Below are 7,679 nucleotides of genomic sequence, written 5' to 3'. Positions count from 1 at the left end.
TGATCAGGCAGAATCTCCTTTGTACGAGTTGGAGCTCGAATTGCTTGAGAAATTTCCGGAGCAGCAGTTTAAATTTATATTAGCAGATATTTCCAATTCTCACAGGCTCGAAAAAGTATTTGAGCTTTACCAGTTTTCAATGGTTTATCATGCTGCAGCTTACAAGCATGTGCCTTTAATAGAAGAAAACCCGCATGAAGCTATTTTCGTAAATGTACTGGGTACAAGAAATGTGGCTCTGCTTTCAAAAAAATATAAAGTTAACCGTTTCGTAATGGTTTCCACAGATAAGGCGGTAAATCCTACGAATGTAATGGGGGCGTCGAAAAGGACGGCTGAGCTTTTTGTACAGTCTCTGCAAAATTCAGAAGGCAATACAACAAAATTCATTACAACACGTTTTGGTAATGTTTTAGGTTCTAATGGCTCGGTGATTCCGCATTTTAGAAAGCAGATAGAGAAAGGGGGGCCTGTAACGATTACCCATCCTGATATTATCAGATACTTTATGACCATTCCGGAGGCTTGTGAGCTGGTTCTTCAGGCTGGAACCATGGGAGCAGGTGGTGAGATCTATGTTTTTGATATGGGGGAACCTGTTAAAATTTTAGATTTGGCCAAAAGAATGATCAAGCTGTCTGGTTTTATACCGGATGTAGATATTAAAATTAAATTTATTGGTTTAAGGCCGGGTGAGAAATTATATGAAGAATTACTGAGCAATAATGCAACGACAGTCCCTACCCATCATGATAAAATTATGATTTCTAAAGATCCTGTAATTGGTTTTGAAGAAATCGAAATTTTATGCAAACAAATTGTGAGGTCAGCCGTCAAAAGAGATAAGCTTCAGGTGGTAAAACTTTTGAAAGATATTGTACCGGAATTTATCAGTAACAATTCGGAATTTGAAGTGCTGGATAAGAAAGATCTCACTTCAGCCCCAATAATTTAAAAATAAAACTAATTCCCTGTTGTTAAGTATTATTAACAGGGAATTTTCAATATAATCATCAACAAATTTTATTTGAAAAATAATAATCCTATTTTTGTGAAAAAATTATCAAAAATGATCTTAAAAAAATATTTTATTTACGGAGCGCTTGGTTTAGCTGTATTTTCTTGTGCACCAAGACAGGAAATCAATTACATGCAGGATATTGAGAATTTGGCATTAGATAATTCTATTAAAAACAGCAGAGGTACTTTACAGCCCGGTGATCAATTGATTATCACCGTAACTGCTAAAGATATGGATGTGGTGAAGCCTTTTAATCAGAGCTATTCGTCAAGTTCAACGATAACGCAGTATTCTGTTCCTAGCTCAAATAATCTTCCGCAGCAGCTTCCTGTTTCAGGGTCTACTTATATTGTAGATACAGACGGGAATATTGTATTTCCGCAAATTGGTGTAGTAAGCACAAAAGATGAAAATCTTGAAACAATGAGGATTAAATTAACGAATCTTATTTCGGAGTATGTTAAGAATCCGGTGGTTGAAATGAAACTGATCAATTTTAAGGTTTCTGTTTTGGGAGAAGTTACAAGACCCGGTACTTATGTTATTCCTGATGGAAACACTACATTGTTAGGAGCTTTAGGTTTAGCAGGAGATCTTACTGTATATGGCGTTAGAACGAATATTTTGGTCGTAAGAAATGTTGATGGAAAGATCACAAAAGAAAAGATAGATCTAACGAGTGCGCAATTTATCAACTCACCGTACTATTATCTTAAGCAGAATGATATGATCTATGTGCAGCCCAATGCAAACCGGGAAAAAGCAGCAAGAATAGACCCGAATACAGGATTGTATATTTCGGTAGCATCAGTTGTTGCCTCGCTTACGATAGGTATTCTTGCTTTGATCAGGAACAATTAATTATTTCATAGCAGCTAATATTAAAATTTATAGTGGATTACAACCAGACACAAGAGGAGTTTCATGAAGAAACGTTCAATATCAGAGAAATTTTAAAGCCATACCTTCATCGTTGGTATTGGTTCATTATAGGTGCAATTGTAGCAGTTGTTGTTGCATGGTTCTTTTTAAGATACAGTATTCCGGTATATAGCACAGAATCAACATTGTTGATCAAAGAAGTGAAAAAATCTTCAGCGGGTCAGCCGGATATGTCTGTGATTTCCGAACTAAGCGGTATCGGTGGAATGGGAACCAACTCGGTGGATAATGAAATCGAGATCTTAAAATCTAAAAAACTGATGCTGTCTGTTGTTAGAGAACTGGCATTGGAAACCAATATTTATTCTAAAGGAAATATAAAAGATACAGAATTATACAAAGAGAGTTCTCCTTTTCTAGTAAGAATTATCAACGAAACGAAAACGGCTAGATATCCTCACAAAGAAGTCACTGCTAAGATAAAAGGGGATAAAATTATAATTACATCTGAAAGTTTCAAAAAAGAAATCCAAGCAGATTTTAATAAATCGGTGACCATGCCTTTTGGGGTGGTCATGTTTCAGAAAAACCCTAAATTTAAGCTAAATACAAAATCAACAGATACCTATTTATTGCAGTTTATGTCTGGCATGAACAGGGCAAGGTATTATTTATCTAAGTTGAATGTAAGTCTGGTGCAGAAGGAAGCGACAGTTCTTAAGCTTTCAATCACCGATCCTATTCCTGATAAGTCGGTAGATATTTTAAATAAGCTTGCTGTGAACTATAACCGTGAGGCTATTTTAGATAAGAACTCTGAAGCCCAGAAGACGGCTAGCTTTATTGATGAACGTATTAACCTTATCAGCAAAGAATTAGGAAATGTAGAATCTCAGAAAGAAGATTTCAAGCTTCGTAACAATATTGCCGATATTCAGACTGAAGCGCAGCTTTCTTTAGAAACTGCAATAGAAGGCCGCCAAAAACAATTGGAGAAAGAGTCTCAGCTGGAACTGGTCAACAGTCTTCTCAGCTCTGTTAAGAAGCAGGGTACTTACCAGGTTTTACCACTCAATGTAGGGCTTTCAGATCAGAATATTGCAGCTAATATTGCAATCTATAATCAGTTGGTGATCGATAGAAACAGATTGCTTGAAAATTCCACTACGGTCAACCCTGTAGTTCAGAATATTACTGGTCAGATCAACAGCATGCGAAATTCTGTTATTCAGAGTTTGCAAAAGACACAATCGGCACTTCAGATCTCTATAGGGAGTATTACGGGTGAACAAAACAGGTTGTCGGGCAGGATTTCTAAAATTCCGGTTCAGGAAAAATTGTTCCGTAGTATTGAAAGACAGCAGAATATTAAAGAACAGCTTTACTTGTTACTGCTTCAAAAAAGGGAAGAGGCAGCCATATCATTGGCAATTGCTGCTCCCAAAGCCAGAATTGTTGATGATGCTTTAACGAGTTCTGCCCCAGTTTCTCCAAAGAAAATGATCATTTATCTTGGAGTACTAGTTATAGGAATGTTAATTCCTTTTGCAGTCATTTATTTATTAGAGCTGTTTAACAATAAAGTGAAAACGAAGCAGGAGCTGGAAAAACTGCTTAATGGTGCTGCTGTGATTGGAGAACTTCCTTCTTTAGAGAAAGGGGAGCCGGAAATTGTTCAGTTAAACGATTTATCTCCTTTAGCAGAAGCATTCAGAATTCTGATTACCAATATTAATTTTATGCTGCCTAAAAACAAAAAAGGCAATGTAATTTTTGTAACCTCAACGGTTAAGGGAGAAGGTAAAACATTTACTTCGGTTAATTTAGCCCTTACATTGGCATCTCCAAGAAAAAAGGTAATCATTATTGGTTCAGATATCAGGAATCCGCAACTACAGAGATATAACGAAAGCCGAAGAGGCTTGATCGGTCTTTCAGAATTTATGTATGATGAGCAAATGGAAGTTTCAGAAATTATACATCCGACTTCGTTTAATCCGTATTGTGATGTGATTTATTCAGGAGCGATTACACCGAATCCTACAGAACTTTTGTCTAACGGAAGGTATGAAGAATTGGTAGAAGCCTTAAAACCAATGTACGATTACATTATATTGGATACAGCACCTTTAATGTTAGTAACAGATTCATTCTTAATTGCTGATGTAGCAGATATTACAGTATATGTTACCCGTTCCGGTTATACTGAAAAAGAACTGATTAGCTTTATCAGTAAACAAATCAAGGATAAAAAAATTAAAAACGTAGGAGTAGTGCTGAATGATGTAAGTAAAATGAATAGTGGCTATGGATATGGTTACAAATACGGCTATGGATACGGACATGAAAATCAATCTGATAGTTTTTTTAAAAAAATTTTTAAAAAGAAATAAAAGCATACTAAATTATATATGAAAACATATAAAATAGCTGTTATAGGACAAGGCTATGTAGGTCTTCCACTTTCCTTAGAGTTCGCTACTTATTATCCAGTACTAGGATTTGATATAAATGCTCAAAGAGTTAATCAATTAAATCAAGGATATGACATTACACTTGAAGCAGATATAGAAAAATTAAAAAATGGCTTAAAAAAGTATAAAGAATCTGATGGATTAAGCGGCTATATATCAACAAGTACTTTAAATGATATTGCGGATGCTAATATTTTTATTGTAACAGTACCTACACCAATTGATAAATATAATGCACCAGATTTAAAACCATTGATCGCTGCGTCTAAAATGTTAGGTGAAATTATTAAAAAAGATGATATTATTATCTATGAATCAACTGTTTTTCCCGGATGTACAGAAGAAGAATGTGTACCTGTCTTAGAAAAATATTCAGGATTGACGTATAATGTAGATTTTTATGTAGGATATTCTCCGGAAAGAATTAATCCCGGAGATAAGGTAAATACACTAACCAGTGTTAAAAAGGTAACATCTGGCTCTACAGAAGAAATTGCAGAAGAAATAGATAGTTTATATAAAAAAATAATAACCGCAGGAACTCACAAGGCTCCAAGCATTAAAGTTGCTGAAGCATCGAAAGCTATTGAAAATGCTCAACGTGATGTTAACATTTCTTTTGTAAATGAACTAGCATTAATATTTGATAGGGTAGGTATCGATACTCATGACGTTTTAGAAGCCGCAGGAACAAAGTATAATTTTTTAAAATATAAACCGGGATTAGTTGGGGGACATTGTATTTCTGTTGATCCATATTATTTAGCTCATAAAGCTGAACAGTTAGGATATCATCCGGATGTAATTTTATCAGGACGTCGTGTTAATGATTCTATAGCAAAGTTTGTTGCATCAAAAGTGGTAAAACTTCTTATTGCAAAAGGAGAAATTATAAAAGACTCCAATACGCTGATCTTAGGAGTTACATTTAAGGAAAACTGTCCGGATGTTCGAAATACAAAAGTTATAGATATCTATAATGAACTCAAAGATTACGGTATAAATGTCGATATTTATGATCCTTGGGCAAGCAAAGACGAAGTTAAGCACGAGTATGGGATTGATATACTTGATTCTCTTACTGAAGGAAAAAAATACGATTCTATAATAGTAGCAGTTGCACATGATGAATTCTTAAAAATGGATCTAAATGACATAAAAAAAGATAATTCTGTGATTTTTGATACAAAAGCTTGTTTAGACAGAACCCTTGTTGATGCAAGACTATAATAACATTATACCAAATTAAAATGATACCATTAGTAAAACCTTTTTTACCTCCAAGAGAAGAACTAATGCCTGAGTTGGAAAAAATTCTATATTCTGGGTATATTGCTGAAGGACAGCCTGTTTACGACTTCGAAGCATTGTTTGGTAATTATTTAAATAATCAAAATGTTTTAGCCCTTCACTCAGGAACTGATGCTCTGCATATTGCATTACTGCTTGCAGGAGTAGGGAAAGATGACGAAGTGATCAGTACACCTATGACTGCGGAACCTACCAATGTTGCAATAACTATGGTAGGCGGAAAAGTTGTTTGGGGTGATGTAGACCCTGATACAGGATTACTGTCTCCGGAGTCTGTAAGATCATTAATTACAGAAAAAACCAAAGCAATTATTTTAGTTCATTATGCAGGAATGGTTTGCGATATGAATGAGTTCAATAAAATTAGCTTAGAATATAATATTCCTATTATTGAAGATGCGGCTCATGCATTAGGTAGTAAATTTAATGGAAAAAAAGTTGGAAGTAATTCTCACTATACTATATTCTCATTGCAGGCAATAAAGCATATGACTACAGTTGACGGAGGCTTCCTTTCATTTAATAAACCTGATCAAATGGCCAGAGCTAAAAGGATGAGATGGTTTGGGTTGGATAAAGGCAAAAGCAGATTAGAAAATGATATTGTTGAAACAGGCTACAAATACGCTATGAATAATGTAAATGCTACAATTGGCTTAGTACAAATGAAGCATTTAGAATCTGTTATAGGGAAGTATATAGATAACGGGAAATTTTTTGACGAAAAGCTAAAAAATATAGATGGGTTACAACTTATTGATTATTCTGAAGACACAGAACCATCGTATTGGTTATATACTATGAAGGTTGATAGAAGAGAAGATTTTATAAAACATCTGGAAGCAAATCAGATTTCTGCTAGTCCTTTACATTACAGARATGATTTACATTCACTTTTTAATGATTCTAAAAGAAGTCTTCCCGGATTAGACGAATTTTATTCTAAAATGGTGCATATTCCTTGTGGATGGTGGCTATCTGAAGAGGATCGTGAGCATATAGTTGCAACAATAAAAAAAGGCTGGTAATGATACCATTATATAAACCCTTTATGCCGGAAACCCCACTTGTAAATGAAATATTACAAAGCGGGCAACTTGCTTACGGTAAATACGGAAGGGCCTTTGAAGAACAGCTCTCCCAATATTTTGGAACGAACAATGTATTGGTAACCAATACATTCAATATGGCTATTTTAGTAGCCTTGACTACCTTAGACGTTAAAGCAGGTGATACGGTAATCGTTTCTCCTATGGCTTGTCTCGCATCAACGCAGCCTCTTTTATCAATAGGGATTAAAGTGCAATGGGCAGATGTTGATCCAATGACGGGTACACTATCTCCTCAAAGTGTAAGAAGTTTAATGCATATAAATCCAAAAGCAATTATTCATAATCATTATTGTGGATATCCCGGACATATAGACGAAATTAATTCTATTGGTAATGAATTTAATGTTCCCGTAATTGATGATTGTATTGAAGCATTCGGAAGTGAGTACAAAGGAAAAAAAATTGGAAATGTAGGCTCTGATGTCACTATTTTTTCTTTTAATCCGGTAAGAATCCCCAATACTTTAGATGGCGGAGCCGTGATTTTTAAAGATTCCGAGCTTTTTGAGAAAAGCAAGCTAATTAGGGATGCGGGCATAGACCGTACACGCTTCAGAGATGATCTGGGTGAAATCAGTGCTAAATGCGACATTACGTTAATAGGACACAGTGCAACACCTATGGAAATCAATACTTACATAGGTACTCAGCAAATGCAAAATGTCGATACGTTATTTTCAACGCAGAGAGAGAATGCGGAATTATGGAAGGATTACTTTGCTTCAGACCGGTCTGTAAAACTAATTGATACTAAAAATTCAAATCCTAATTTTTGGGTATTTGGTATTTTAGCTGATAATAAAATTGAAATGATAAGGGATATAAGAAGTAAAGGTTTCTATGCTTCAGGAGTTCACATCAATAATAATATTTATAGTG

The 7,679-nt window shown here is 34.9% G+C and carries 6 protein-coding genes; all 6 read left to right on the top strand.

The window, feature by feature from the left end:
- On the top strand, nucleotides 1-955 hold a 955-nt coding region (locus AB4Y90_RS12835), incomplete at its 5' end, for a UDP-N-acetylglucosamine 4,6-dehydratase family protein (RefSeq protein WP_441557964.1).
- A 114-nt stretch (nucleotides 956-1,069) separates the two neighbouring features.
- On the top strand, nucleotides 1,070-1,882 hold the full coding sequence (locus tag AB4Y90_RS12830; RefSeq protein ID WP_441557963.1) for a polysaccharide biosynthesis/export family protein: 813 nt from the start codon (nucleotides 1,070-1,072) through the stop codon (nucleotides 1,880-1,882).
- 32 nt (nucleotides 1,883-1,914) lie between these two features.
- On the top strand, nucleotides 1,915-4,296 hold the full coding sequence (locus AB4Y90_RS12825) for a GumC family protein (protein ID WP_441557962.1): 2,382 nt from the start codon (nucleotides 1,915-1,917) through the stop codon (nucleotides 4,294-4,296).
- Nucleotides 4,297-4,314: 18 nt separating this feature from the next.
- Nucleotides 4,315-5,607, top strand: a complete 1,293-nt coding sequence (locus AB4Y90_RS12820) for a nucleotide sugar dehydrogenase (RefSeq protein ID WP_441557961.1) — start codon at nucleotides 4,315-4,317, stop codon at nucleotides 5,605-5,607.
- A gap of 20 nt (nucleotides 5,608-5,627) precedes the next feature.
- Nucleotides 5,628-6,716 (top strand): DegT/DnrJ/EryC1/StrS family aminotransferase, encoded by a 1,089-nt coding sequence (locus tag AB4Y90_RS12815; protein ID WP_441557960.1) that lies wholly within the window; start codon nucleotides 5,628-5,630, stop codon nucleotides 6,714-6,716.
- The coding region (locus AB4Y90_RS12810) for a DegT/DnrJ/EryC1/StrS family aminotransferase (protein ID WP_441557959.1) at nucleotides 6,716-7,679 on the top strand (964 nt) is incomplete at its 3' end. The genes AB4Y90_RS12815 and AB4Y90_RS12810, both read left to right, overlap by 1 nt.

It is taken from the genome of Chryseobacterium sp. 2TAF14, assembly GCF_052115105.1.
In the GTDB taxonomy this organism is placed as follows: Bacteria; Bacteroidota; Bacteroidia; order Flavobacteriales; family Weeksellaceae; genus Chryseobacterium.
This window is presented reverse-complemented; position numbering and strand designations above follow the sequence as displayed.